Genomic DNA, 2,155 nt, shown 5'->3' on the forward strand with positions numbered 1-2,155 from the left:
GCCTATGGGCTATTCGGTGTGAGGCGGTATTTTGCCGCGCGTATTTCCTGAAAGGAGCGACACATGCAGCGGATGCTTTTCCTGGCCGTGCTGGCGGCGTTGACTGTGCTTGGCGGCTGCGCCGGGCGCGACCCCAATCTCGCGGTGAAGGGCATGAACCAGTTCAGCCGCACCCCGGGCGACTACACGCTGCGCGTGAATCTCTACGACCTGGACGCCCAGGGCCGCCCGCAGCTCGCCTCGCGCGACGACGCCTCCCTGCGCGGCTTCGTGACGCGCACCCTGTCCGCGCGCGGCTACAGCCTCAAGGCCTCCGGCCCGGCGCGCTACGACGTTTCGGTGCATCTTCTGTGCGGCAACATGCGCACGGCCGACATGGGCCTGATGGCCGAGGAACTGCGCGTGCCCGCAGCCGACGTGGGCCCCGGCTACTCCGAGGAGGCCTTCTACTGGCTGCCGGACATGGAACCCGCCAAGAGCGGGGCTTCGGCCCAGGTCCGCCACGATTCCGCCCAGATGACCCGCGTGGCCAGCGGCTCTTCCAAGCCCACCCAGGGCGCTCCCGGAGGGACCACCCGCCCGGTCGAGGACCTGTGCCAGGGCCGCGTGCTGGTGGTGCTTGCGCCTTCCGCCCCCATCGTCCCGGGCGGCCCGGCGAGGGAGCTTTTCGTCGGCCGCGCCGCCACCGAGGACTGCCGCGCCACGGACGGCTGCAAGGCCAACGTGTGCCGCAACGCCCTGGAGCAGTCCCTGGTGGACCTGCTGGAGCGCCGCTTCTAATCCGCTGTCGTTCTGTAGCCTTTCCGGGCCGCTGCCGCGCTTGCGGGAGCGGCCCTTTTTTTGCGCCCGGCTCCGGGCGGCGGGTGCAGGAGGACGGGCGCCAGCCAGCCCGCAGCCATTGGCAAGGCGCGGGGCGAGGGTGTACAGTGGCCCAGCGGGCGGCGGACCATGGCCGCATCCGCGCAACCTGTTCCCCCAGAACGCAGGAGGCACGCGCATGGATCGACGCACATTTCTCGCCACGGCCGGACTCGCCACGGCCGGACTGGCCAGCGCCCTTGGCGGCTTGGCCCTGCCCGGAGCCGCAGGCACGGCCTTTGCCGCCTCGCCCGTTGGAACCACCACGGGACGCGGCGCGGCGTCCATTGCCGGGAAAAGCCTGGAGGCCGCCCTGCGCGCCCGGCAGACCCAGCGGGCCTATGCGCCCGCGCCTGTGGCCGAGGCCCAGCTCCTCGACCTTCTGTGGGCCGCCTGCGGCGTGAACCGCCCGGACGGCCGCCGCACCGCGCCCACGGCCCTGAACCGCCAGGAGATCGAGGTTTACGTGATCCGCGCCGACGGGCTGTTCCTGTACGACGCCCACGCCGGAACCCTGGCGCGCAAGTCGGACCGGGACCTGCGCCCCCTGGCGGGCACCCAGGCCTACGCGGCCACGGCCCCGGTGAACCTGGTCTACGTGGCGGACATGAGCAAGGCCGCGGGCAACACCCCGGAGGAGAAGCTCCTCACCGCCGGGCTCGACACCGGCTACATCAGCCAGAACGTGTACCTGTTCTGCGCCGCGGCCGGGCTGGCCACCGTGGCCCGCGCCAGCCTGGACGCCGAAGCCCTGGGCAAGGCGCTGGGGCTCAACTCCCGCCAGCGCATCACCCTGGCCCAGAGCGTGGGCCACCCCAAGGCGTAGCTCATGCGGACCATCGGGCGTTATCGGATTCTTGGCCTGCTGGGCCGGGGCGGCATGGGCGCGGTGTACAAGGCCGCCATGCCCGGCACCGGCCGCGTGGTCGCGCTCAAGCTGCTGCGCCCGTCCGACGAGCTGGCCGCCGCCTCGGACTTCGAGACCCTGCGCCGGGGCTTCTACCGCGAGGCCGCGCTCATGGCCCGCATCCGGCATCCAGGCGTGGCCCAGGTGCTCGATGTGGACGAGGACGCCTCGGGCAGGCCGTTCTTCGTCATGGAGTATTACTGCAACAACCTGGGCGCGCAGCTGGGCGAAAGCTACAGGGTGGAGGAGCCCACGCGCAGGCTGGGCGTGGAGCAGTCCCTGTCGCTGGCGCGGCAGCTGGCCAGCGCCCTGGCGCGCCTGCACCACGAGGGCATTCTGCACCGCGACGTGAAGCCCTACAACCTCATGCTGGCCGACAGGGACGCGGAC

General features: G+C 71.6%; 3 protein-coding genes. All 3 read left to right on the top strand.

The window, feature by feature from the left end; translation table 11 throughout:
* Nucleotides 1-63: 63 nt before the first annotated feature.
* Entirely contained in the window at nucleotides 64-780 is a 717-nt protein-coding gene (locus VN419_RS07560) for a hypothetical protein (protein WP_325646100.1), read from the top strand.
* A gap of 217 nt (nucleotides 781-997) precedes the next feature.
* Nucleotides 998-1,684, top strand: a complete 687-nt coding sequence (locus VN419_RS07565) for a nitroreductase family protein (RefSeq protein ID WP_325646102.1) — start codon at nucleotides 998-1,000, stop codon at nucleotides 1,682-1,684.
* A 3-nt stretch (nucleotides 1,685-1,687) separates the two neighbouring features.
* The coding region (locus VN419_RS07570; RefSeq protein WP_325646104.1) for a protein kinase domain-containing protein at nucleotides 1,688-2,155 on the top strand (468 nt) is incomplete at its 3' end.

The sequence above is a fragment of the Humidesulfovibrio sp. genome, assembly GCF_035560995.1.
Lineage (GTDB): Bacteria > Desulfobacterota > Desulfovibrionia > Desulfovibrionales > Desulfovibrionaceae > Humidesulfovibrio.

What these genes read in the sequence shown, in the direction of transcription:
- VN419_RS07560 (WP_325646100.1), top strand. Translation starts at nt 64, where the DNA reads ATGCAGCGGATGCTTTTCCTGGCCGTGCTGGCGGCGTTGACTGTGCTT.
- VN419_RS07565 (WP_325646102.1), top strand. Translation starts at nt 998, where the DNA reads ATGGATCGACGCACATTTCTCGCCACGGCCGGACTCGCCACGGCCGGA.